This is a genomic window from Cellvibrio sp. QJXJ, from assembly GCF_024452345.1.
Classification (GTDB): domain Bacteria; phylum Pseudomonadota; class Gammaproteobacteria; order Pseudomonadales; family Cellvibrionaceae; genus Cellvibrio.
The window spans coordinates 3,955,059-3,978,510 of record NZ_CP101662.1 but is presented as its reverse complement, the minus strand read 5'-3'; the positions used below and the strand labels follow the sequence as shown (position 1 = coordinate 3,978,510).

General features: G+C 52.3%; 20 protein-coding genes and 1 pseudogene. 14 read left to right on the top strand and 7 right to left on the bottom strand.

Going from position 1 to position 23,452, the window contains the following annotated elements:
• Window positions 1-34: 34 nt before the first annotated feature.
• Window positions 35-2,500 (top strand): penicillin-binding protein 1A, encoded by a 2,466-nt coding sequence (locus tag NNX04_RS17200; protein ID WP_261946587.1) that lies wholly within the window; start codon window positions 35-37, stop codon window positions 2,498-2,500.
• Between the two features lie 8 nt (window positions 2,501-2,508).
• Here NNX04_RS17200 and NNX04_RS17195 read toward each other — a convergent pair whose 3' ends face one another.
• From NNX04_RS17195 to NNX04_RS17185, 3 genes are all read right to left on the bottom strand, one after another.
• Window positions 2,509-3,342 carry a thermonuclease family protein gene (locus tag NNX04_RS17195; RefSeq protein WP_261946586.1) on the bottom strand — a complete coding sequence of 278 codons (834 nt, stop codon included), beginning with the start codon at window positions 3,340-3,342 and terminating at the stop codon, window positions 2,509-2,511.
• Between the two features lie 4 nt (window positions 3,343-3,346).
• A complete protein-coding gene (rpmE, locus tag NNX04_RS17190; RefSeq protein WP_007645273.1) occupies window positions 3,347-3,571 on the bottom strand; it encodes a 50S ribosomal protein L31 in 225 nt (74 codons plus the stop codon).
• A gap of 175 nt (window positions 3,572-3,746) precedes the next feature.
• Window positions 3,747-4,034 (bottom strand): high-potential iron-sulfur protein, encoded by a 288-nt coding sequence (locus NNX04_RS17185; RefSeq protein WP_040393334.1) that lies wholly within the window; start codon window positions 4,032-4,034, stop codon window positions 3,747-3,749.
• Between the two features lie 284 nt (window positions 4,035-4,318).
• On the opposite strand from NNX04_RS17185, the gene NNX04_RS17180 reads away from it, so the two are divergent.
• The 5 genes from NNX04_RS17180 to NNX04_RS17160 all read left to right on the top strand — a co-directional run bounded on the left by NNX04_RS17180 (window position 4,319) and on the right by NNX04_RS17160 (window position 9,594).
• The gene (locus NNX04_RS17180; RefSeq protein ID WP_261946585.1) at window positions 4,319-6,547 is read left to right on the top strand and encodes a primosomal protein N'; all 2,229 of its coding nucleotides are present in this window, start codon (window positions 4,319-4,321) and stop codon (window positions 6,545-6,547) included.
• Between the two features lie 74 nt (window positions 6,548-6,621).
• Window positions 6,622-7,170: an SPOR domain-containing protein gene (locus NNX04_RS17175; RefSeq protein WP_151055960.1), complete on the top strand. Its 549-nt coding sequence runs from the start codon at window positions 6,622-6,624 to the stop codon at window positions 7,168-7,170.
• A 110-nt stretch (window positions 7,171-7,280) separates the two neighbouring features.
• Window positions 7,281-7,805 carry an ATP-dependent protease subunit HslV gene (gene hslV / locus NNX04_RS17170; protein WP_007645281.1) on the top strand — a complete coding sequence of 175 codons (525 nt, stop codon included), beginning with the start codon at window positions 7,281-7,283 and terminating at the stop codon, window positions 7,803-7,805.
• Between the two features lie 39 nt (window positions 7,806-7,844).
• Complete coding sequence (gene hslU, locus NNX04_RS17165; RefSeq protein ID WP_261946584.1) at window positions 7,845-9,167, top strand: ATP-dependent protease ATPase subunit HslU; 1,323 nt, start codon at window positions 7,845-7,847, stop codon at window positions 9,165-9,167.
• A gap of 49 nt (window positions 9,168-9,216) precedes the next feature.
• Window positions 9,217-9,594 carry a DUF971 domain-containing protein gene (locus NNX04_RS17160; RefSeq protein WP_261946583.1) on the top strand — a complete coding sequence of 126 codons (378 nt, stop codon included), beginning with the start codon at window positions 9,217-9,219 and terminating at the stop codon, window positions 9,592-9,594.
• A 78-nt stretch (window positions 9,595-9,672) separates the two neighbouring features.
• Here NNX04_RS17160 and NNX04_RS17155 read toward each other — a convergent pair whose 3' ends face one another.
• Window positions 9,673-11,532: an alpha-amylase family glycosyl hydrolase gene (locus NNX04_RS17155; RefSeq protein WP_261946582.1), complete on the bottom strand. Its 1,860-nt coding sequence runs from the start codon at window positions 11,530-11,532 to the stop codon at window positions 9,673-9,675.
• Here NNX04_RS17155 and NNX04_RS17150 point away from each other — a divergent pair.
• Window positions 11,525-11,815: a hypothetical protein gene (locus tag NNX04_RS17150; protein ID WP_261946581.1), complete on the top strand. Its 291-nt coding sequence runs from the start codon at window positions 11,525-11,527 to the stop codon at window positions 11,813-11,815. The two genes, NNX04_RS17155 and NNX04_RS17150, sit on opposite strands and share 8 nt — an antisense overlap.
• 122 nt (window positions 11,816-11,937) lie before the next feature.
• Here the strand turns inward: NNX04_RS17150 and NNX04_RS17145 are convergent, their stop codons facing one another.
• Both NNX04_RS17145 and NNX04_RS17140 read right to left on the bottom strand, forming a co-directional pair.
• Window positions 11,938-12,873 (bottom strand): alpha/beta hydrolase, encoded by a 936-nt coding sequence (locus tag NNX04_RS17145; protein WP_261946580.1) that lies wholly within the window; start codon window positions 12,871-12,873, stop codon window positions 11,938-11,940.
• Window positions 12,874-12,968: 95 nt separating this feature from the next.
• A complete protein-coding gene (locus NNX04_RS17140) occupies window positions 12,969-13,793 on the bottom strand; it encodes an undecaprenyl-diphosphate phosphatase (RefSeq protein ID WP_040393337.1) in 825 nt (274 codons plus the stop codon).
• Window positions 13,794-13,965: 172 nt separating this feature from the next.
• Here NNX04_RS17140 and NNX04_RS17135 point away from each other — a divergent pair, with 172 nt between their 5' ends.
• On the top strand, window positions 13,966-14,517 hold the full coding sequence (locus tag NNX04_RS17135; RefSeq protein WP_261946579.1) for a DUF4136 domain-containing protein: 552 nt from the start codon (window positions 13,966-13,968) through the stop codon (window positions 14,515-14,517).
• Between the two features lie 39 nt (window positions 14,518-14,556).
• Window positions 14,557-15,498 (top strand): DMT family transporter, encoded by a 942-nt coding sequence (locus tag NNX04_RS17130; protein ID WP_261946578.1) that lies wholly within the window; start codon window positions 14,557-14,559, stop codon window positions 15,496-15,498.
• Here NNX04_RS17130 and sfsA read toward each other — a convergent pair.
• Window positions 15,461-16,189, bottom strand: coding sequence for a DNA/RNA nuclease SfsA (sfsA, locus tag NNX04_RS17125; protein WP_261946577.1), 729 nt, complete (start codon window positions 16,187-16,189; stop codon window positions 15,461-15,463). The genes NNX04_RS17130 and sfsA overlap by 38 nt on opposite strands.
• Window positions 16,190-16,447: 258 nt before the next feature.
• On the opposite strand from sfsA, the gene dksA reads away from it, so the two are divergent.
• From dksA to NNX04_RS17100, 5 genes and pseudogenes are all read left to right on the top strand, one after another.
• A complete protein-coding gene (gene dksA / locus NNX04_RS17120; protein ID WP_007645291.1) occupies window positions 16,448-16,891 on the top strand; it encodes an RNA polymerase-binding protein DksA in 444 nt (147 codons plus the stop codon).
• 40 nt (window positions 16,892-16,931) lie between these two features.
• On the top strand, window positions 16,932-17,882 hold the full coding sequence (gene gluQRS, locus NNX04_RS17115; protein ID WP_261946576.1) for a tRNA glutamyl-Q(34) synthetase GluQRS: 951 nt from the start codon (window positions 16,932-16,934) through the stop codon (window positions 17,880-17,882).
• Between the two features lie 88 nt (window positions 17,883-17,970).
• Window positions 17,971-18,153 (top strand): hypothetical protein, encoded by a 183-nt coding sequence (locus NNX04_RS17110; RefSeq protein WP_007645294.1) that lies wholly within the window; start codon window positions 17,971-17,973, stop codon window positions 18,151-18,153.
• 56 nt (window positions 18,154-18,209) lie between these two features.
• Window positions 18,210-21,179: pseudogene (locus tag NNX04_RS17105) on the top strand (ATP-binding protein).
• Between the two features lie 85 nt (window positions 21,180-21,264).
• Window positions 21,265-22,674, top strand: coding sequence for a sigma-54-dependent transcriptional regulator (locus tag NNX04_RS17100; protein WP_007645298.1), 1,410 nt, complete (start codon window positions 21,265-21,267; stop codon window positions 22,672-22,674).
• The last annotated feature ends 778 nt before the right edge of the window (window positions 22,675-23,452 follow it).

Here is a 23,452-nt window from a genome sequence, read left to right as displayed (position 1 = left end):
CGATGAATATGTAAACAGGCAAAAAGCCCGTATAATGCCCGCCACCCACAGCGACTTCGCTAACTCATTAATTCACATAGAAAAAATGTTCAGTAAAAAATCCCTCTTTGGCATTATTTTTTGGCTGTTACTGGCCGGTACCAGCGTTACCTTGGTGACACTTACCGGACTCTATCTCTATCTGAGCCCCAAGCTACCCTCAGTAGAGACCCTGCGCGAAATCAAATTACAGACGCCATTGCGTGTTTATTCAAGTGACGGCAAGCTTATTGGTGAGTTTGGTGAGCAACGCCGCACTCCACTGACCTACGATCAGATCCCTCCTCTTTATATAAAAGCACTCCTCTCCGCAGAAGATGCAGAGTTCTTCGAGCATCATGGAGTTTCTCTAAAAGGCATGTTGCGCGCCGCTTCACAAATTCTGAAATCAGGCGCCATCCAATCTGGCGGAAGCACAATTACTCAACAGTTGGCGCGTGATTTCTTTCTCACTCGCAAACAAGTCTTCTCACGCAAGTTTAACGAAATCCTCTTATCCCTTGAAATTGAAAGGAAATTTACCAAGGAGGAAATCCTTGAGCTGTTCAACAATAAAATGTTCTTCGGCAACCGCGCTTACGGCTTGCAGTCGGTTGCGCAGATCTATTACGGCAAGGACGTCCACCAGCTAAGTGTCGCCCAATACGCCATGATCGTAGGGGTTTTGAAAGCGCCGTCAGCCTACAACCCTCTGGCTAACCTCAAACGAGCCATGATTCGCCGCGACTGGATTATCGGACGCATGTATGAATTGGGACATATCGACCAGCAGACCTATGAAGCGGCAATCAACGAACCCAATACCGCCAGTTACCATGGCACCACACTGGATGTACAAGCACCCTATATATCGGAGATGGCCCGTCAGGAAGTGCTGGATCGCTTCGGCGATAAAGCCTACAGCGAGGGTTACAGGGTATATACCAGCGTAGATAGCGCCATGCAGGCCACTGCGCAGGCGGCCGTACTCAAAGGCTTGCTGGGTTACGATCAGCGCCACGGCTACCGCGGGCCAGAGCGCCGCCTTAAACCATCGACAGAAACAGATTTGGCCGATTGGCAGGATGAACTACAAACCATTCCCAGTTTGGGCGGCCAAGAGCCCGCAGCCGTATTACAAGTGAATGAAAAAGCGATACGCGTACTGATAAGCAATGGCGAAATGGTTGATATTGATTGGGAGCAGGGGCTCGCCAATATCCGACCTTACATCACCGAAGATAGCCGTGGTCCAGCCTATACCAAAGCGACTGACTTCCTCAAAACCGGAGATGTGGTACGCATTACCAAAAATGATGATGATCAATGGCAATTCAGCCAAGTACCTGCGATTCAGGCTGCGCTGGTGTCGCTCGACCCCATGGACGGCGCTATTCGTTCCCTGGTTGGCGGCTTTGATTTTAATCAGAGCCATTATAATCGCGCCACCCAAGGGATGCGTCAGCCGGGATCAAGCTTCAAACCACTGCTTTACACCGCAGCACTGGAAAATGGCTTTACCCCAGCATCGATAATTAATGACGCCCCGATAGTGATTGAAAATACCAGCACTGGCGTAGCCTGGCGCCCGGAAAATGACGATGGCAAGTTTGTTGGCCCTATGCGCTTGCGTCAGGCGCTATATCGCTCTCGTAATCTCGTATCGATTCGCTTGCTGCGCAGCATTGGCATGCAGACCGCTCTCGACAGCCTTGCTCGCTTTGGGTTTAACCCCAAAGAATTCCCGCGCGACCTGACACTGGCATTGGGCACACACGCCTTGACGCCGATGCAAATGGCAACAGCTTATGCCACATTTGCCAACGGCGGATTTAAAATTGACCCCTATTTGGTGACACGCATTGAAGACGATAAAGGCAGGGTTGTTTACGAAGCCAGGCCAAAACGGGTATGCAAAGAATGTGAACAAACACAGGTGAGTTATGCCGATGACGGCTCCGAGCTACCGGCAATGCCAAGCATGGACAGCAGTGAGCGCGCACCACGCATCATAGATGCCCGCGTGGCATACCTGATGGACTCCATTCTGCGCGATGTCGTCGACAAGGGCACAGCAAGGCTTGCCAAACAATTGGGACGCAGGGATCTGGCAGGTAAAACCGGCACCACAAACGGTCCAAGGGACACCTGGTTCTCCGGCTATAACCCGAATATCGCCACTACAGTCTGGGTGGGCTTTGATCAAAACACTTTACTGGGCAAGCGTGAATTTGGCAGTTCTGCTGCGCTACCAATATGGATCGACTTTATGCGCACAGCACTTGAAGGGGTGCCAGACCAACTACCCCGCCAACCAGAAGGAATCGTGACGGTAAGAATCAACCCGGACACCGGCAAACCTGCAATGCCAGGCGACCCGGACGCCATCTTCGAGGTATTCCTTGGTGAAGATACGGCGCGCACATCGGCAGCCGGTAATGAAGTAAGCGAACAAGTCACCCTTCCAGAAGAGCTCTTTTAATTAAATCTTTAGCGCGATGCGCTCACCTGCATGGCAGCAGGTGAGCGCAATTGCACGATAAGCGGTTTGAAAGAGCGCGCTTTTCCAGTTTGGCGCACCTCGCGCACCCTAACCCAGCCACGCACATCAAGCCACTGCCCCTTTAGAGCCAGCCAATCCTGTTTGCGATAACCAAATTGCGCCCAATCGCGCTTGGCGATACGTGCCACTAAATTACCTTCAAATTCTATCCAGACCGATGAATTAACATCAACACGAGCCACACGCCCGCGCAAATGACGAAAACCACTATCGCGAGCCGAAAGCGACTTGACCGGATACGCATTCCAATAACGATTACGCCACACACCAAGAGCTTGCGCCTGCGCGCGCTGCTCAAAGGCGAGCAGACATTGCGACTGAGCCGCATTAGGTGGAACCGCTATCTGCAACACCATGCCACGCTGCAAAAGGTCAGCAGCCAGACTGCGCCCTTGCGAATCGTAAACATGGGCAAGCAAACGACCATAATGGTCCGCGCGCGCGCGCTCGAATCCGAGCCTAACCCTACCTCCGGCTCGCTGGATAAATGCTTGTGCAGCACTGTGCGCCTCGCGCCCGAGAGGCTGGGCGGGCTTTTGTCCACGGGCGATTTCCGGCGCGTTGATGCCTAATACCCTCACCGAGCGGCCATCCTCCAGTTTGAGGGTGTCACCGTCGGATACCCTCTTCACTTTCAGCAAGGCACCTGTGGGGTGACCGCAATCAGCTAGACTGCCGAGCGAGAATAGCAGGCATAAAAAAACGCCGGGAATTTTCATTCCCGGCGTTTTTACTAGCAATGCCAGCAGGCGCTGAATCAAGAAATTAGTCTTTCTTGGCACCAGCGATACGACTGCCGAAACGCTTGGTGAAGCGATCGATACGGCCACCGGTATCAACAATTTTTTGCTTACCAGTGTAGAAAGGGTGGCAAGAGCCACACACGTCTACGTGGAGTGCTTTGCCCAGGGTTGAGCGAGTAGTGAAGCTATTGCCGCAGCTGCAAGTTACAGCAACGTCAACGTAATTTGGATGAATATCTGCTTTCATGATGAATGCCTTTTGTGAGCTGTGCCGCCACCCGATCTGCTTGCCGGGCACCGCACATAGGTTAAAAAAAACGGCTGTTTTCAAGGAGCGGCGATACTACCAGAAAACCGGTAGTGCGCAACTGAAAACAGCCGTCTCGCACAAAAAACACTCAATAGAGTCGCAAATATCGTGGTTATTGCGGACGAGGTGACCACACCTTGCACCAGCCCGCTGCTTTCACTTCTTTGCCGGGGAAAATATTACAGCCAACCCATTCAGCACTTAAATCACCCTTGGCTTGCGCACAGTTGGCACAATTGCTAGCAGCCTGCGGGCTCTGCTCAACATAACCTAGTGCACTTGCCTGTGGATCGGTCGGGCTAACCTGCACTGGCGCCTGGGCCACAGCCAGATTGGTGACAGGAATCAGCGCCAAACCAGCGCCAATTCCAGACAATTTCATAAAGTCTCTACGTTTCATACACTTCACCTCTTGGGGTTATTAATTGACTAAACACGGTTTTTGCTTGTTGTAATAACTAGTTGTAATGATTCTTAAGTTGTTTATCGCGCGATACCCAAGGTGCCATTTAACTGCTGTTGCGCACAATAAACATTGATATGTATCTATAGCAGGTGTTTTCCTGCGTAGCTTTATATACGCCACAAAAAACCAATCAGGCCAACACACAAGATCGATAAGACGCAAAATCATGGCGGTTATAGGCTATTCTTGGCACCTGTTCGATTAACCCAGTCACTGCAATGACCCTCACGCCGCCATCAATCCTACTCGAAATAGCCCTGCCAGTTCCCCTGCGCCGAAGCTTCGACTATTTGCCGCCCACCAACCTGAGTCCAGAACAGTTAGCGCAACTGGAACCGGGCATATTGATTCGCGTGCCATTTGGTCGTCAGGAGCTGATTGGCATACTGCTCCGCAGCAAAAGCACCAGCGATCAACCCAGCCACAAACTGCGCCCCGCATTGGCGCTTATCGACAACCAACCCGTACTGGAGAGCGAGTTACTCGAACTCTGCCTGTGGGCGGCCGATTACTACCAGTGCGCCCCCGGCGAAGCCCTGCAAACCGCCCTGCCCGTATTGCTGCGCCAGGGTGAAGCAGCGCAGCTGCGCGGCGAACAGATTTTTCAGCTCACCACCGAGGGCAAAGGCCTGCCCGAGGGGGCACTCAAGCGCTCGCCCAAACAAGCGGCGCTGCTGGCGGCCCTGCAAACCCGCCACCAACTCAGCCGCGGCGATCTCGAACAGCTGGATATTCCCCGCACAATCGCTAAAACCCTGATCGACAAGGGACTGGTCGCCCTTGTCGAAGTGACGCCCAGCCGCACAGCACAACCCGCACAATTACTGCGCGAGCCGCCACTGCAACTGAGCGACGAACAGCACAGCGCGTTTGCTCAAATCGCATACAGCAGTTTTAAAACCTACTTGCTCGACGGCGCCACCGGCAGCGGCAAAACCGAAATATACCTGCAAGCAATCGCAGAAACGCTCAAGAAAGGTAAACAAGCGTTAGTATTGGTGCCAGAAATCGGCCTGACCCCACAGACACTGCAGCGTTTCCAGCGCCGTTTTAACCTGCCAATTGTCGCCCTGCACTCAGGTCTCAATGACCGCGAGCGGCTGGACGCCTGGCTGCAAGCGCGCGCCGGTATTGCGCGTATTATCATCGGCACCCGCTCGGCGCTGTTCACGCCACTTAAAGAACCGGGCATCATCATTATCGATGAAGAGCATGATGGCTCCTTTAAACAGCAGGACGGCTTTCGCTATTCCGCACGCGATCTCGCCGCCCTGCGCGCCCAGCGTCTCGGCATTCCGCTGATTCTCGGCTCGGCCACCCCAGCGCTGGAGACCCTGCACAACGCCCGGCAGGGGCGCTACCACCATTTGCGCCTGCAGGCCCGGGCGGGCAACGCCAAACCACCGGATATTCAACTGCTCGATATTCGCGGCGAAATCCTGCACGAGGGGTTTGCCCAGGCCAGCATCGATGCCATTGGCGACACCCTAAACAAAGGCAATCAGGCGCTGGTATTCCTCAATCGGCGCGGCTATGCGCCGGCGTTGGAGTGCCACGACTGCGGCTGGTTGGCCAACTGCAACCACTGCGACGCGCGCCTGACCGTACATCAAACCCCGCGCCACTTGCACTGCCACCACTGCGACCACCAGCGCGCCATCCCCAAGCGCTGCCCGAGCTGTAACAGCAGCAAAATCCAACCGCTGGGCCAAGGCACCGAGCGCAGCGAATTGGTACTGCAGGAATTATTTCCCGCTTACAAAGTGATTCGGGTCGACCGCGACTCCACCCGCAATAAAAACAGCATGCAAAAGCTACTGGCCGATGTTCACGGTGGCGAACCCTGCATTCTGGTCGGCACCCAGATGCTCGCCAAAGGCCATCACTTTGAAGATGTGACCCTGGTGGTGATTATCGACGCCGATGCAGGCCTGTTCAGCACCGACTTCCGTGGCCCCGAGCGAATGGGCCAGCTGTTATTACAAGTCTCCGGGCGCGCTGGGCGCGCTGAAAAACCGGGCCGGGTGATATTGCAGAGCCACCATACCGATCACCCGCTGGTGCAAACCCTGGTTCATCAGGGTTATCACGCCGTCGCCGAGCTGATTTTGCAGGAGCGCCAGATCACCCAGCTGCCACCCTATCGCCAGCTCGCACTGCTGCGCGCCGAATGCAAACAGGCTCAGCTGGCGCTGGATTTTTTACAGCAGGCGCGCCAACTGGCCGAGGCACTCCAGCCGCCCAGCCCGCAGTTGAACTATCTCGGGCCACTGCCGGCAATGATGGAAAAACGCGGCGATCGCTTTCGCTACCAACTGCAGTTCAGCGCCGCCCAGCGCCGCCCATTGCAGTTACTGCTTAGCCAATTAGCACAGCAACTTGAAACACAACCACTGGCGAGCAAAGTGCGCTGGTCGATTGATGTGGACCCGCAAGAGATGGGCTAAACGCGTCTTTAGTGACTCACCCGCGCAATCCCTTTACAATCGCGCCCTCGATCCAGCACCGACACCCAGATCCCATGAGTAGAGATTTCGCCAAAAAGAGCCGCGCCCCGGCACGCCGCCATTCAACTAGCACTGGCCAGACACCTGGCTGGCTGTTTTTTGTGGCAGGTGTCGTTTTTGGCGCCTTTGCGGCCAGCCTCTACTTTATTAAAAACCCCGCCAATACCCCTGAAACCAAAGAGCCGCCCAAAGCCAAAGTGGAGGAGAACAAAACGCCCAAACCGCGCTTTGACTTCTACAAGTTGCTGCAGGAGAGCGAGACCATAGTGCCCGCCAGCGAAACCATGGCCGAGGAAAAACCGGCGCAGGAACAGGGCAAAGAGGAATACATACTGCAAGTAGGCTCTTTCCCCAAAGGGGAAGATGCCGACAAACTACGGGCTCAATTGATTCTCATCAACCTCGATGCACGCATCGAAAAAGTGGAAATCCGCAAAGGCGAGATTTGGCATCGCGTCGTGGTTGGCCCCTTTAATACCCAGGCCGAACTGAGCACCGCGCGCAGCCAACTGGTGAACAACCAATACAATGCGCTGGTATTGAAACGCGCCAAAACCAAGTAAACCTTCCTCTTTGATTCCCGTCGCCACCGGAGCGCCTTGAAAAAGGCGCCACCGCCCCCACTTTTTGACTTCTAGCACGTAACGTATCCAACCCATTTATAGGAAGTCCTGTGACTACAATTCTCTCTGTGCGCCGCGATGGGCAAGTGGTTATCGGCGGCGACGGCCAGGTGTCGCTCGGCAATACCGTCATGAAAGGCAATGCGCGCAAAGTGCGCCGCCTCTACAAAAATCAGGTACTGGCCGGTTTTGCCGGTGGCACCGCTGACGCATTCACCCTGTTTGAACGTTTTGAGGCCAAACTCGAAGCACACAATGGCCAACTCACCCGCGCAGCGGTTGAACTCGCCAAAGATTGGCGCACCGATCGCAGCCTGCGCCGGCTGGAAGCACTTCTCGCCGTGGCCGACAAAGACGCCTCACTGATAATTACCGGCAATGGCGATGTAATCCAACCCGAAGACGATTTAATTGCGATTGGCTCGGGCGGCAATTACGCGCAAGCCGCCGCGCGTGCGCTGCTCGAAAACACCCAATTGGATGCACGCAGCATTGTGGAAAAAGGCTTGAAAATCGCCGGCGATATCTGTGTCTTTACCAATCAGACTCACACCATCGAAGTGCTCGACTATTAATTTATTCAAGAGCTTAATTCATTCTTTTAAGAGTTTTTTATGTCCTCCATGACTCCGCGCGAAATCGTGCACGAATTAGATAAACACATTGTCGGCCAGGCCAACGCCAAGCGCGCGGTGGCGATTGCGCTGCGCAACCGCTGGCGCCGCATGCAAGTGCCTGCCGAGATGCGCAATGAAATTACCCCAAAAAATATTTTGATGATTGGGCCAACCGGCGTCGGCAAAACGGAAATTGCGCGCCGCCTGGCCAAACTCGCCAATGCGCCGTTTATTAAAGTGGAAGCGACCAAATTTACCGAAGTCGGTTATGTCGGCCGCGATGTAGAATCCATTATTCGCGACCTGGTGGATGTCGCCATTAAAATGCGCCGCGAACAGGCGATGAAAGCCATGCAACACCGCGCTGCCGAAGCTGCCGAAGAGCGCATTCTGGATGTGCTACTGCCACCCGCGCGCGACCTCTCGGCAGAGGAGAGCAAACACGAGTCGAGTACACGGCAGATTTTCCGCAAAAAATTGCGCGAAGGCGAACTGGACGATAAAGAAATTGAAATTGATGTGGCCGCCGCCAGTGTAGGAGTAGAAATTATGGCACCACCGGGCATGGAGGATATGACCAACCAATTGCAGAGCATGTTCTCCAGCCTTGGGCGCGACAAAACCAAAAAAGCCAAACTCACCGTCAAGAAAGCCTTCAAACAATTGCAGGATGAAGAAGCAGCAAAACTGGTCAACGATGAAGACATCAAAACCCAGGCGATTGAAGCGGCCGAGCAAAACGGCATTGTATTTATCGACGAAATTGACAAGGTTGCACGTCGCGGTAATGTGAGCGGCGCCGATGTGTCGCGTGAAGGTGTGCAGCGTGATTTATTGCCATTAATTGAAGGCTGTACCGTCACCACCAAACATGGCTCCATCAAAACCGACCATATTTTATTTATCACCTCAGGTGCATTTCACTTGAGTAAACCCTCGGATTTAATTCCGGAATTGCAAGGCCGCTTGCCGATTCGCGTGGAATTACAAGCGCTCACGCCGGATGATTTTGAACGCATCCTCACCGAACCCAAAGCGTCACTGACCGAGCAGCAGGAAGCGCTGTTAAAAACCGAAGGCGTAACAGTGAGCTTCACCAAAGACGGCATTCGGCGCATTGCAGAAACTGCATTTGAGGTGAACGAGCGCACCGAAAATATCGGTGCGCGCCGCTTGCACACCATTTTGGAGCGTTTACTGGAAGATGTTTCTTTCACAGCGGGTGATGGCAATAACTCAGTAACTATCGATGCGGGGTTCGTCGAGAGTCACTTGGGTGAGCTTGCTAAAAATGAAGATTTAAGTCGTTTTATTTTGTAACTTACGCAAAAGCCGCGAGCCGCTTGGCTCGCGCTAAATCAGGCAAGCCATGGAAAATTTACCCACCAAAATAAAGTTGCACCAACAGTCGCAACAGCTTGAACTGCACTTCGGCGACACACATTTTTTATTATCGGCAGAGTTCTTACGAGTGCACTCACCCAGCGCCGAAGTAAAAGGTCACGGTCCGGGACAAGCAGTACTGCAATATGGCAAAAAGGACGTAACGATTATGCGCCTGGAGCGCGCAGGCAATTATGCACTTAAACTCGTGTTCAGCGACGGCCACGACACCGGTATTTACACTTGGGATTATTTCTTCCACCTGGGTAGCAATCAGGCGCAACTCTGGCAAGACTATCTGGCCGCGTTACACTCCGCAGGAAAAACGCGCGAAAAAGATACCAATATCGTAAAATTTGTTTAACCAATACCATTCATCGCCCATAAAAAAAGCCATGCTGTATCCACAGCATGGCTTTTTTTCTTTTAATATCCAGACGAATTAGTTAACCAGCACTATCGCACTTTGTGCCGGCACACTCAGCATAATAGCACCGCTGCCATTACTGCTAAAAAACGCATCGTTGGCGGGCAGCTTTTGCATAAAGTTGGCATTGTTAACTCCGGTATTCACAGTGAGATTTTGCGCAGTGAGCGATAGATTAATCAATACCGCTGCCACCTTGCCGCCCTCGCTGCGCGTGAAAATGACATGGGAATTTCCGCTGCCAGACTGCAAATTTAAATTACCACTACCCAGTAATGGAACATTTTTCCGCACGCTATACAGCGCGCGATAATGCTCAAGCAATGACCCTGCAACACCTTGCTGGGCAGCCACATTGCGCAAACTCACATTAGAAGACAGACCGCGATAGGGTGTGCCAGTGGTGAACCCGGCGTTGGTGGCATTGGCAGTCCAACTCATCGGCGTGCGTAATTTTCCATCGTCATTTTGGTTGCCATTGGCCATGCCTATCTCTTCACCGTAGTAAGCGAATGGCGTACTGGACGCTAACAATGTAATCGCTGCAGCAACTTTATAATCACCTAAATTATTCCCGCTTAATTCGCCAATGGGACGATTTCCAGCAAACGAATCATGGTTTGATAAAATGAGCGGCATGGTTTGTTTGGTTGCCGAATTGAGCAGCGTTGCCAACGAGGAATTTAAACTACGATTAGTTGCTGTGGATTTGATGGCACCTTGGTAGCCAAACGCAAAGGAATTAATACAGGATGTACGCACGGCGTATTGCGCCGGTGCGTCAGGCGCCTCACAAATCATGTAGCGATTATCGTAACTGGTAATAACCCGCTGGGCCTCAAGCATCAGCGCGTGATTTTCTGGCTGGTCGCTCCAGGCATTGCGGCCGTTTTCAAACAAGACGCCGGTTGCATCAAAACGGAAACCATCAACACCTTTGTTTAACCAAAAGCGTAAATTATCCATGTGGTAATCCACCACCGCATTATTGCGCAAATTAAAATCCGGCAAACTGGAAGTGAATACCCCGTAATAAAAACTATCGGCAGACGAATGCCAGCTGGCACTGCCACCCCAACTGCTCCAACCCGGATTAGTCGCGGAAAAAATAAACCAGTCGCGTTTGTTATTATTGGCCGCAGAAGATGCATCAATAAACAGCGGATTTGCACTGGAACTGTGATTCATCACGTAGTCAATAATCACGCCAATACCTCGGGCATGCGCTGCACTTAACAAGGCTTCAAAATCTTCCATGGTGCCGTAATCGCTTTCTACTTTGCGATAATCAATCACGCTGTAGCCATGATCATTATCGCTACTTTCCATCATCGGCATTAACCAAATACCGGTCACGCCCAACTCTTGCAAATAATCCAGGCGGCTCATTAAGCCTTTAAAATCGCCCCGCCCATCGCCATCAGAGTCTTGATAAGAGCGCACAAATATTTGCATAAAACTGGCACTTTTGTTCCAGCCGTCAGGCAATTCACTGTTCACGGTCATGGGCGCCACGGGTGTTAAATCCAGCGCAGCTGACGCATTGCCAATTAATGCAGCGGCGGCATTAGCATCTACCTCATTGAAAAATAAAGTGTTGTTGTCCTGTACCACCCACACATTTGCACCGCTGGTACTGGGTACAAAACTTAAATCGGCCGTGGGGCTTTTGAAGTCACCTTTATGCGCAATTAAATTAAACGCCACCGCCGGATTAACCACGGGCACCTGCGCTACCGCCCAACCATTTTCTACACCACTAAATGGCCGGGGCGATGCCCAGGTGGTAACGGTTGCACTGGCAATGGCATCGCCCCACAGATGCAAACCCCACCCGCTGTAATCCCCGGCACTGCGTTTGTAGTGAATGGTCACAGAAGTAATCACACCCGCAGAACTGGAATTCACACTTAACGATGACACTACTGCTGATGAAACATTTGATGAGGTAGCGCTTGAAGACGATGGCGCCACAGAAGAAATTGGCACCGACGACAATGCCACCGAGCTAGCTTCACTGCTGGCCTGTACCTCACTGCTAGCCTGCGCGGCACTACTCGGCATTTTGGATGAGGCCGCTGTAGTTGTGCTGCCACCACCACCGCCACCGCAAGCCGTTAATACGGCTGCTAGTGTAGTTACCCATAGCAGTGACTGAAGTGAACCGATTATTTTCATGGATGAAGCCTCTGGAGTTTTATTACATTTATTAATTTTTTTATTGCTCGTATCAACCGCGCAAAAAACGCGCAAATCACTAACAACATAAGGAGAATAGCGTTAGGGCTTTAATAAAAATTCAAGAATCACATCAATACGCGCCTGCCAGGCCTGTTCGTTATGCTCGGCGCCGGGAAACTTTTTAGTCACCCAATCGCGCCCCTGCACATAGCCTTTTTCAACCATTAGCGCATCCACTTGCTGTTGATGAATTTCATAATATTGATCGAGAGTGGCAGTGCCGTAATCAAAATAAATACGGTGGGTGCTTGCACGGGGTAATTGCACTTGCAGATACTGGCGAAAACTAGCCGCAGGGCCAGGATGATCGTTATTAAGAAATAATGGCCAGTGGGTGGAAACACCCGCAGCGCTGCCAAATACCTCGGGGTATTCCGCCAGCGCATAAATAGAAATCAAACCACCCATAGAACTGCCCGCAATCAGCGTGTTAGTGCGCTCGGGTAGGCTGCGATAATGGCGGTCGATATAGGGCTTTAATTCGCTGACGATAAAACGCAAATAGTCATCCGCAAGGTATTCGGTATTTTTCCCCGCACCAAGATGCTGTTTTAGCTGATCGAGCACAGCACCATCCTGCTCCGAAAAATACTGCGCGGCGCGCTCGGGAAAATATTCCATACGCCGCTGCGCGGTACTCCAAATACCCACAATAATCGCCGGTTGGATTTTGCCTTCGTCCATTAACCGCTGGGCGATATCATCCACCTCCCACGCTACGCCAAAATTGGCGCTGTGCAGGCTAAATAAATTTTGGCCATCGTGCATATAGAGCACGGGCAAAGCAGTATTGGGAGTTAAAAAATACTGGCGCGGCAACCAGACTTCTACATTGCGCGGTATGACATAGCGCGAGGAAAACGCATTGAGGTAATCAATACGCGACTGTGCAGCAGTGGCGTTGGAATGCAATGAGGGCGTTGCGCATCCATTCAAAAAGAGCAGCGAAATAAGGAGGTTTAACATTATTTTCATGGGCAGACCCGATCAAGGAACACCCAAATGGTAACAAGCCCGGCAGTTCAACAGCAGGGCTTACATACGTATTCAGCAAATTATCGGCAGATAAATCAATGGCTCCAACTTATCGCCCCGGTATATGCCGTAATCAATATCAGAATACCAAAGGCAATACGGTACCAGGCAAAAGCGATATAGGTGTGCTTGCTAATAAAAATTAACAATGCGCGCATCACCACAAAGGTAGCAATAAACGCGGTGATAAACCCGACAGCCAGAATACCTGCATCACTCCACTCCAATTGTTCACGTGCGCCCCATAAGCTGTAAAGCGATGCTGCCGATATCATGGGAATCGCGAGAAAAAAGGAAAATTCGGTGGAGGCCTTGCGCGATAAACCGAAATACATGCCACCGATAATTGTGGCACCCGAGCGCGAAGTGCCGGGAATTAACGCCAAACATTGGCACAAACCCACTTTCAGCGCATCCCTGTAACTCAGGTCATCCATCTCTTGAATGCGCGGCGCGTAAGCAAACTTTTCTACCCAGATAATCGCCAAACCACCCACAATAAATCCACTTGCTACCACATAAGGGCTGAACAAATAGGTCATGATGAAATCGCTGAGCAAAAAGCCGATCAGCGCTGCCGGAAAAAATGCCAACGCCACATTGACGTAAAGATTGCGCTCAATACCCGGGCGAACCACACCGCCCAAACTGCCAAAAATTTTGCGCCGATACTCCCACACAATTGCAAGCATGGCGCCCATTTGGATAAAAATTTCAAAAACGGTGCGCTTCTCGTTCTCCAGAAAATTCATCATATCCGCGGCAAGAATTAAATGGCCGGTACTGGATATAGGCAATAGTTCGGTAACTCCCTCGACAATACCCATCACAATCGCTTTTATTACAAGAACGAAATCCACAAAAACTCCTTTGGCCTGAAGCTGAAATAACAAAACCTGCGACAACAAAAAAATCGACGCAATTAACCGGCCAAGTCTGCGTGAAGCAGCGCTTTTTTGCAAATTCACACATTTATTACAAAAACAGCGGAGTATACTGATGCCCTACATTCCGCCATCAAAGGGACTCCACATGCGCCAACTTCACGCTCGCTTTTACGCCCTGTTCGCTATTGTCGCTGCGCTCCTATTCAGTGGCTGCGCCAATGTCCATTACGCAAATGATTACAAATCGGGCACCGATTTTAACAATCTGAAAACCTATAGCTGGCGCGCCGTGACGGTTGACATTGGCGGAACCGATCCAGCGTTACTTGAGCGTTTGGCAGACAATCAATTAGCCGCGCAAGGTTTTGTGCGCACACACGACAAGCCCGATTTACTTCTGGATATGCAAGTATTTGCGCGCCAAAGCAAAGGTGGCAATAGCAGTATTGGTATAGGTATTGGCATGCCGATTGGGCGCAATGGCAGTGTTGGCTTGGGCACATCGCAACTGCTCAATAGAGGCAAACAGGAAGGCGTGATGCTGATCGACGTTACCCGCGCCAGCGACAACACTTTGATTTGGCGCGGCAGCGCGGAAGGCATTCCACTGATTCAGTTTTCGCTCAGCGCCGAGCAAAAATTGGGCGCGACCATGGCGCAACTGCTTGGCCAATTCCCACCAGCCAAGACACCTTAATTCACTCTATTCACCCCTCCCTACCGATAAGCGATACCCATGCCCCACTCTCAGCGCCTTTCTATTGAAGGCATTTTATTGTTAATCGGTCTGGCCATTGGCTGGGGCATTAACTGGCCCATCATGAAATTCATCATCAGCGAAATTCCACCGCTGACTTTTCGCGCCTTTTGCCTGTTTTTTGGTGGATTGGGCATTCTGGGGCTAGCGCGGATGTCCGGACTATCGCTTGCCATGCCTGTGGGTTATGTGAAAAAAATCCTTTGGGTATGCCTGATCAATATCGTCGCGTGGAATGTTTTGGCCACTTATGGCCTGAGCCTGCTGCCCGCTGGTCGCTCGGCGTTGCTGGGTTACACCATGCCGATTTGGACGGTGCTGCTGTCGGTGTGGGTGCTGCACGACAAATTTACCCTGCGCATTGGTATCGCGTTATTACTGGGGATTGCAGGTATCGCGGCGTTGATGAGTGAATCGCTGATCGCCTGGTTTAGCGGGCCATTTAATTTGCAATTGCTGATGGGCGCGTTACTGATGGTAGTGGCCGCCTGGTTCTGGGGGGCGGGCACGGTACTCATGAAGCTCTGGCAGATTCCTCTCAATTCAGTGGTACTGACCGGTTGGCTACTATTGTTTGCCAGTGTGCCGATCATGATCGCCGCCGCGCTGGTAGACGGCGCCCCGCAACAAATGCCTTCCACTCTTGCGCTCTGGGGCGTGGTGTACAACGTATTTTTCGCGTTTATGTTTTGTTATTGGGCCTGGGTGCGTTTGGTGACGCTGGTGCCGGTGAGCGTGTCATCCTTATCGTCCCTGATGACACCCTTGATTGGGGTGATCTCCAGTATTTATCTGCTGGGCGAAGAACCCGGCTGGCCGGAGATCAGCGCCACCCTTCTTATTTTAGGCGCAGTGGCAGTGGTCAATTTTGGCGGTAAAAAAGCTAATGCAGCATCGGCAGCGGCCGATCCAACACTATAAGCCCCTGCGCGGGTTTAATCTGCGCCGAATAGGCGATTACCTCCACACCGGCCGCTATCGCCGCGCGCAAAGTCGCACCATAAACCGGGTCGATATGATCCGCCGGGCTCACCTGATGAATGCCCGTATGCTGCACACAAAATAGCAGCACTGCTCTATGCCCCTGCGCCACCATTAACATCAATTCGCGCAAATGTTTGCTGCCGCGCTCACTCACGGCATCAGGAAAATAACCCTGCCCTTCCGTTTCCATCAAAGTGACGTTTTTTACCTCCAGATAGCAGAGGCGCGCATCCTGCGGGTGACCTGACAATAAAAAGTCGATGCGCGATTTTTCATCACCGTAGACCACCTCGCGTTTTATCGCCGTGTAACCCTGCAACTCGCGGATCACCCCCAGGGACAATGCATCCCCCACCAGTTCATTGGTGCGCGCGGTATTGATACCGGCCAGATGCCCGCCGGGCGTGCTGACTACTTCCAGGGTCTGCGGGTATTTACGGGTTTTACTGGCGGATACCGAATACCAGCAGGGGCTGTCGGGCAGCACACAGTTTTTCATCGAGCCGGTATTGGGGCAGTGAATAGTGATTTCGCTGCCGTCGGGCAGACGCACATCAGCGAGGAACCGTTTATAGCGCTTGAGTAATTGCGCGGGGTAAAACACAGGTATAGCGGATTGCTGATCCATAAATTAACGCCAGATGTGTAACGATAAGGTGACAAAAAAGTGACAAATTGAACCACAAATGCACCATTTTGCGGCTATAGTTTTTGTTTAGGACAAAACCCGGGACAGGATTCAAGCCAACACAGCTAACGGCGCCAAAAGCTGCGAAAAAACGCTAGCACTCGCATTTGTTATCTGATAGCTTGCTCCCCCTTCTAATTCTGCCCACCCCCTGGTGCAGATGATCGATGATCCAGGATGTCTTACGAGGCGCTACATATGGCGAAAAAATCTCCCTCTACTGAAACCTTCGCACTCCGCCCTTTCACTCCCTATGTGGAGAAAAAAGGTGAAGAGTATATGAACGACAACCAGAAGCTGCACTTCAGACAATTGCTGCTCAACTGGCGCTCAGAATTGATGGAAGAAGTAGATCGCACCGTTAGCCACATGAAAGACGAAGCGGCTAACTTCCCCGATCCCGCCGACCGCGCCAGCCAGGAAGAGGAATTCAGCCTCGAACTGCGCACCCGCGACCGCGAACGCAAATTAATTAAAAAGATTGACAGCACCCTGGAGCTGATCGAGAACAACGATTATGGCTACTGCGATGCCTGTGGCGTAGAGATTGGCATTCGTCGCCTTGAAGCGCGCCCAACCGCTACCCTGTGCGTGGATTGCAAAACCCTCGCCGAAATCAAAGAAAAACAAATCGGCGGCTAAGGCCGATTTTCCGGAGGCGGGGCCACCCGCCTCTTTTATTATGTCTGCCACTCCCTCTATAGATCCCAGCGTTACGCCATCCAAGCTTGATAACACCCGCTATCGCGGACGTTTTGCCCCATCTCCCAGCGGCCCACTGCATTTCGGCTCACTGGTCAGCGCGCTTGCCAGTTATCTCGATGCCAAAGCCAATCATGGCCAATGGTTGGTACGCATGGAGGATTTGGACCCGCCGCGCGAACAACCCGGCGCTGCCAGCCTGATTTTGCATACACTGGAAGACCACGGCTTGCAGTGGGATGAACAAGTGCTCTACCAAAGCGCGCGCCATCAGTCTTATCAGGAGACCCTGGAGTGGTTGATCGCGCAGAATCTGGCCTACCCCTGCGGTTGCTCGCGTCAGGAATTAGCAGCGATGGGCGGTATTTACGATGGCCGCTGTCGCCACCGGCAAGTGGATCTTGCCAAGCCCTACGCCATTCGCCTGAAACTCTATGACATTCCCCATCACCCACAGACTGAGTGGGTGACTTTTGAGGATTTGATCCAAGGGCAGCAAACCCAAAACCTGCGCACCCAGGCGGGCGATCAAATCCTCAAGCGGCGCGATGGCTTTTATGCCTATCAACTGGCGGTAGTGGTGGACGATATCCACCAACAAATCACCCATATTATTCGCGGCAGCGATCTACTGGAGGTGACCGCACGCCAGCTATTTCTGTTCAACTTGCTCGATGCACCAACGCCCGCCTTTGGCCATGTGCCGCTCGCGCTACAATCTAATGGTCAGAAGCTGAGCAAACAAAATCACGCCAAGGCTATCGACTCAGCACAAGCGAGCAGGAATCTGTGGCATGGGCTAGGCTTTTTAGGGCAGAATCCCCCTGTTGATTTGGCGCGCGCCTCTACCAGCGAACTACTCAGCTGGGCACAAACCCACTGGCGACGCCATGTGATTACCGGCCTTGGCCATCTGTACCAAGAAGAATAACAACACCAATTGACCACCGGCCAACCACAGCGCTACAAGCCATCACTATGCACCCGCTCGCAGGTCAGCGCTAACAGGAAACAGACTTATGAACAATCAACGCCTGGTTATCTTGCTCCTGCTGGTGGCCTACATATTTTCACCCAGCTTGTTCAATTGGATTCTCGACCCCCAAGGCGCCTGGTATCGGCCCTATATTGTGTGGGTTGGGGTGATAGTGGTGGCTTTTATTATGCAGACCCGACGCAAGAACTATCACGATTTTGATTAACACCGGCAGCGCGATCTAACCGAATTGAAACCAACTACCTATAAGAACATCACCCAATGACATTTGATCTCAGCCAAGTGGCGCTAATCGGTCTCTGCTATTTATTGTTGCTATTTGGCATTGCCTATATCACCGAGCGCGGTTGGATTCCCTAAGCAGTCACCTCCCACCCCATCACTTATATTTTGTCGCTGGGTATTTTTGCCAGCGCCTGGGCGTTTTACGGGGTAATCGATCTCGCCTTTCAATACGGTTACGGTGCATTGGCTTATTACATCGGCACCGGTGCATTATTTTTGTTTGCCCCCGTGGCGCTGGCGCCCTTGGCAGAACTGGCCCGCCGCCATCAAGTGCACTCGCTCGCTGACCTGCTGGTTTTTCGCTACCACAGCCACAGCGTTGGGGCACTAACCACCCTTTGTATGCTGTGCGGTATTTTGCCGCTGATGGCACTGCAAATTCAGGCGATTGCCGACACCATGCACATCCTCACTGTAAGCGGTAACCCCGCGCTGCCGCTGCAAGGTACAGGGCTAACCTTCAAGGATTTAATGGCGCTGTGCTACTGCGCCATTTTGGCCTTTTTTACCATTTCTTTCGGCGCCAATCGCGACCAACACCGCGGCCTGATTACCGCCATGGCCTTTGAGTCACTGATCAAAGTGTGTGCCCTCTGCGCCATCGGCCTGGTGGCCGTATTTGGTGTATTTGACGGGTTGGAAGGATTGGATCAATGGCTGTTGGATCACCCGGAAAATCTCGCACTGCTGCACAGCCCCATTCATACCGACTCGGCCCACACCTTGCTGCTGGTCTTTGTTGCCACCGCCGTTACCATGCCCCATATCTTCCATTTGGGATTGGCAGAAAACCCGCTGATGCGCAATTCGCATACCGTGACCTGGGCCTTCTCGTTATTCCTGCTGTTGATGGCACTACCCATCTTCCCGATTCTCTGGGCAGGCACTGAACTCTCGGTACCATTACCGCCGCAGTACTACACCCTGGGTATTCCTATTTTGTTCAACTCGCCGGGGCTGACCTTACTCGCCTTTATTGGTGGCTTGTCGGCGGCAACCGGGGCGATGGTGGTGATTTCGCTGGCGCTCTCAACCATGGTGATGAACCACTGGCTTCTTCCCAGCCTGAAATTACGCACCCGTACCGACCTCTACAGCCAGCTCATCTGGCTGCGGCGGATTTTGATCGCCACGATATTCCTCGGTGCTTACCTGCTGTACTGGATTCTGGATAACCGCTTCAGTCTCGCCCATCTGGCCATGACTGCGTTTATCGAAACCTTGCAATTCCTGCCCGCCACCTTTGCGATTGTATTTTGGAGCAAGGGGAACCGACGTGGGGTGATAGCCGGTTTGGCTGTCGGCACCAGCGTGTGGGCTATAGGCCTGCTGTTACCCATGTTGACCGGCTTGGAGTTTGTCCCGCTTCCCTTTAATGACTGGACGATTCCAGTGGGGATTGAGTACTGGAGCCAAGTCACCCTGATTTCGATCAGTTTGAATACGCTCTGTTTTGTATTGATATCCCTGGCAACCACCCAGACGGAAGACGAACAATACAGCGCCGATGTCTGTGCTGCTGATGAACTGAGCCACCCGGTGCGCCAGGCGCTGGATGTACATTCCGCTGCCGAATTCAAACATCGCCTTGCCAAACCGTTAGGCAAAGTTACCGCCAGTCGCGAGGTCGATATCGCCCTCAAAGAACTGAGTTTGGGTATCGACGAACGCCGCCCCTACGCCCTGCGCCGCCTGCGCGACCAGATCGAGGGCAACCTGTCGAGCCTGATGGGGATTCACGTCGCCAGCGAGATTATGGACAAGTACATCCCCCATGTAGTGGCCGAAACCCACAACACCGTGGACATTAACCTGATTGAAAGCCGCCTCTCTGAATACCGCGAACACCTCACCGGTATGGCAGCGGAACTCAATACCTTGCGTCTCTATCACCGCAAAACCCTGGAAGAATTGCCGATGGCGGTCTGCTCACTCGGGCGCGACATGGAAGTGCTGATGTGGAACCGCGCCATGGCGGAATTGACGGGCATCCCCAGCGGCGATGTGACCGGTTCCTATCTGGAGGATATTCCCGAACCCTGGTGCAGCCTATTAATCGACTTCAGCCAAAGCAACGAACCACATTTTTATCGCCGCGAGATAGAGCTGGATAATCGCCCACACTGGATCAGCCTGCACAAAGCCAATATTGAAGGCACCATTACGGCGGGCGTGTACGACCAGGTAATGCTGCTGGAAGATGTGACCGAGACCCAATTATTGGAGCAAGAGCTGGTGCATTCGGAGCGGCTCGCGTCGGTTGGTCGTCTCGCGGCGGGTGTCGCCCATGAAATTGGCAACCCAATCACTGGTATCGCCTGCCTCGCGCAAAATTTGAAATATGACTCGACCGACCCTGCGGAAGTGTTGGAAACCGCGGAGCAGATCCTTAGCCAGACCGACCGCGTCGGCCGTATTGTGCAATCGCTGGTGAGCTTCTCCCACGCCGGTCACGCCAGCAAGACCGAATTTGAAGCCGTCTCCCTGCGCGACTGCGCCAATGAAGCCATCCACCTGCTCTCGCTGCAAAAGGATAAAAACCAGGTACTGTTCTGCAATGACATCCCCAAAACCGCCATTATTGCCGGCGATGCACAGCGGATGATTCAGGTTTTTATAAACCTTTTATCTAACGCACGGGATGCCAGCCCGGAGCAAGGGCGTGTTATGCTTGAAAGTAACGAAGATGAGGATTCGGTAACAGTTTTTGTTACCGATGAGGGGCATGGTATTCCGCCCGAACTGATTGAGCGCATTCTCGAACCCTTCTTCACCACCAAAGAACCCGGTGAAGGTACAGGGCTTGGATTAGCCATGGTCTACAGCATTATTGAAGACCATAGCGGCCATATGGACATCATCAGCCCCGCCGATACCGTTCACAATCGCGGCGCCCGTTTTGAGATTACACTGCCGCGCCATCTGGATTCATTCATGGATGCCTGACCTGGAAAGTGAACAAAACCAGCGACTTGCAAGACTATTTTGCAAGCTATTGACCAGTAACACTTAACGCAAGACCCGGATAGCTATGAGTAAGATTCTGATTGTTGAAGACGAAACCATCATCCGTACCGCGCTGCGCAAACTGCTTGAGCGCAACCAGTACGAGGTCAGCGAAGCGCCGTCAGTCAAAGAGGCCACGTCCAAATTCCAACTCAAGGATTTCGATCTAATAGTCAGCGACCTGCGCCTGCCAGGTGCACCGGGCACCGACCTGATAAAATTGGCAGGTGATACTCCCGTACTCATCATGACCAGCTATGCCAGCTTGCGCTCAGCAGTAGACTCCATGCGCATGGGCGCAGTGGACTATATCGCCAAACCCTTCGACCACGACGAGATGGTTAATGCCGTTAAACGCGTAATCGGCAAAGCCAAAGCGGCAAATAAGGCCGCCAACAGCACCCAAACTGCAAGTACTACCATTGCCGGCATGATTGGCACCAGCGATGTGATGCAGGACCTGTACAACCGCATCCATAAAATCGCCCCCACCAACGCCACTGTATTGATCCATGGCGAAACCGGCACAGGCAAAGAGCTTGTTGCCCGCGCGCTGCACGAAGAGAGCAACCGCAACAATCATCTGATGATCTCAGTCAACTGCGCCGCCATTCCCGACACCCTGATTGAATCCGAACTCTTTGGTTATGAAAAAGGCGCCTTTACCGGTGCTGCGACCAACCGTGAAGGCCTGGTTGCGGCAGCTGATGGCGGCACCCTGTTCCTTGATGAGATTGGCGAACTACCATTGGAAGCCCAAGCGCGCCTGTTACGCGTACTGCAAGAAGGGGAAGTGCGCCCACTGGGCTCGGTGGAATCGCGCAAGGTAGATGTGCGCTTAGTAGCAGCAACGCACCGCGACTTGCGCAAACTGGCGCGCGAAGGCAAATTCCGCGAAGACCTCTACTTCCGGATCAACGTGATGCAACTGGAATTACCGCCTCTGCGTGAGCGCGGCCGCGACATTATCAGCATCGCCGAATCCCTGCTGCAGCGTTACTGTGCGCAGTTTGGCAAGCCACAACTGAAATTATCGTCTGCCGCAATGGACGCCATCATGAGCTACAACTGGCCGGGCAACGTGCGCGAGCTGGAAAACGCCATGCAGCGCGCCGTGATTCTCTGCGAAGACAGTACTGAGATAGGCGATCACCTGCTTTCCATCGACATGGACGCCCAAGACCTGAATGACAACACGGGCAGCTCCATTTTTGAGCCAGCACGTTTGGCTAGCCGCAGTAACGGCAGCAGTGCTACTGAAGACTTATCCCTGGAGGACTACTTCCAGCGGTTTGTACTGGAACATCAGGACACCATGAGCGAGACCGAGCTGGCACGCAAACTGGGTGTGAGCCGTAAGTGCCTGTGGGAGCGCCGCCAGCGCCTTGGCATTCCCCGCACCAAAGCCGGCGCGAGCGCCAGCAGCGGCAAATAACCGCCAGAGACAAAAAATCCCCGCCAGCCAAACCGCTCGCGGGGATTTTTCATTTTAGTGACACAATTTTTTGATTTTGACGCCAATAAAGTTGAATAAGGCGCCAATTCGTTACCCCCAGTCACGTGGGTGTTACCGCAAAAATACTGTTACCCACCCCATATCCGGTAACAATCGCACACCGATTATGTAACCGTCCGAAATAACCAAAAGACATATGGCGCACCACGAAAAAGTTAACCATATGATTACATTGAACTTTTCAATTCTGGCACAACAACTGCTTTTAGAGCGCCATAACAAAAACAAACAATAAGAATTAAATGTGAAAATCTAATAACAACAACAAATAATAAAAAACAGAAAGAAACGCAAAATAAGAACAATAGATAATAAAAAACTGAACATTACAAATAACAACAAGAAACAATAAGAAATGGAAAAAAGAACATAACAACAACAAACAATAACAACAGAAATAACATAATAATAACGAAAACAATAACTTAGACGTAGATTGGCCACGCTAGAAAACAAGAGCAATAAGACACTAAAATAAAGCGGATACAAACCAGGCACTGGATGGGATAGCACGCGAGATTGGATATGGGCACGGAAGCACCCCATTGAATGCCATTAGCACCTCGGTGCTCCCTCCAACGGGAAAGCGAAAGCTTTCCCGTTTTGCTTTTTGGGTTGTCCATTTTGGCTTTTGGCGATAACAGAATCACCTTGGCAGTGGCGGTCAAGGTCGTAAAAAACCTCACTCATCTGCTAA

What these genes read in the sequence shown, in the direction of transcription:
- NNX04_RS17150 (WP_261946581.1), top strand. Translation starts at nt 11,525, where the DNA reads ATGGTCACAGAAGTAATCACACCCGCAGAACTGGAATTCACACTTAAC.
- NNX04_RS17160 (WP_261946583.1), top strand. Translation starts at nt 9,217, where the DNA reads ATGGAAAATTTACCCACCAAAATAAAGTTGCACCAACAGTCGCAACAG.
- NNX04_RS17130 (WP_261946578.1), top strand. Translation starts at nt 14,557, where the DNA reads ATGCCCCACTCTCAGCGCCTTTCTATTGAAGGCATTTTATTGTTAATC.
- NNX04_RS17145 (WP_261946580.1), bottom strand. Translation starts at nt 12,873, where the DNA reads ATGAAAATAATGTTAAACCTCCTTATTTCGCTGCTCTTTTTGAATGGA.
- NNX04_RS17100 (WP_007645298.1), top strand. Translation starts at nt 21,265, where the DNA reads ATGAGTAAGATTCTGATTGTTGAAGACGAAACCATCATCCGTACCGCG.
- NNX04_RS17135 (WP_261946579.1), top strand. Translation starts at nt 13,966, where the DNA reads ATGCGCCAACTTCACGCTCGCTTTTACGCCCTGTTCGCTATTGTCGCT.
- NNX04_RS17180 (WP_261946585.1), top strand. Translation starts at nt 4,319, where the DNA reads ATGACCCTCACGCCGCCATCAATCCTACTCGAAATAGCCCTGCCAGTT.
- NNX04_RS17110 (WP_007645294.1), top strand. Translation starts at nt 17,971, where the DNA reads ATGAACAATCAACGCCTGGTTATCTTGCTCCTGCTGGTGGCCTACATA.
- sfsA (WP_261946577.1), bottom strand. Translation starts at nt 16,189, where the DNA reads ATGGATCAGCAATCCGCTATACCTGTGTTTTACCCCGCGCAATTACTC.
- NNX04_RS17200 (WP_261946587.1), top strand. Translation starts at nt 35, where the DNA reads ATGCCCGCCACCCACAGCGACTTCGCTAACTCATTAATTCACATAGAA.
- gluQRS (WP_261946576.1), top strand. Translation starts at nt 16,932, where the DNA reads ATGTCTGCCACTCCCTCTATAGATCCCAGCGTTACGCCATCCAAGCTT.
- rpmE (WP_007645273.1), bottom strand. Translation starts at nt 3,571, where the DNA reads ATGAAAGCAGATATTCATCCAAATTACGTTGACGTTGCTGTAACTTGC.
- NNX04_RS17185 (WP_040393334.1), bottom strand. Translation starts at nt 4,034, where the DNA reads ATGAAACGTAGAGACTTTATGAAATTGTCTGGAATTGGCGCTGGTTTG.
- dksA (WP_007645291.1), top strand. Translation starts at nt 16,448, where the DNA reads ATGGCGAAAAAATCTCCCTCTACTGAAACCTTCGCACTCCGCCCTTTC.
- hslU (WP_261946584.1), top strand. Translation starts at nt 7,845, where the DNA reads ATGTCCTCCATGACTCCGCGCGAAATCGTGCACGAATTAGATAAACAC.
- NNX04_RS17175 (WP_151055960.1), top strand. Translation starts at nt 6,622, where the DNA reads ATGAGTAGAGATTTCGCCAAAAAGAGCCGCGCCCCGGCACGCCGCCAT.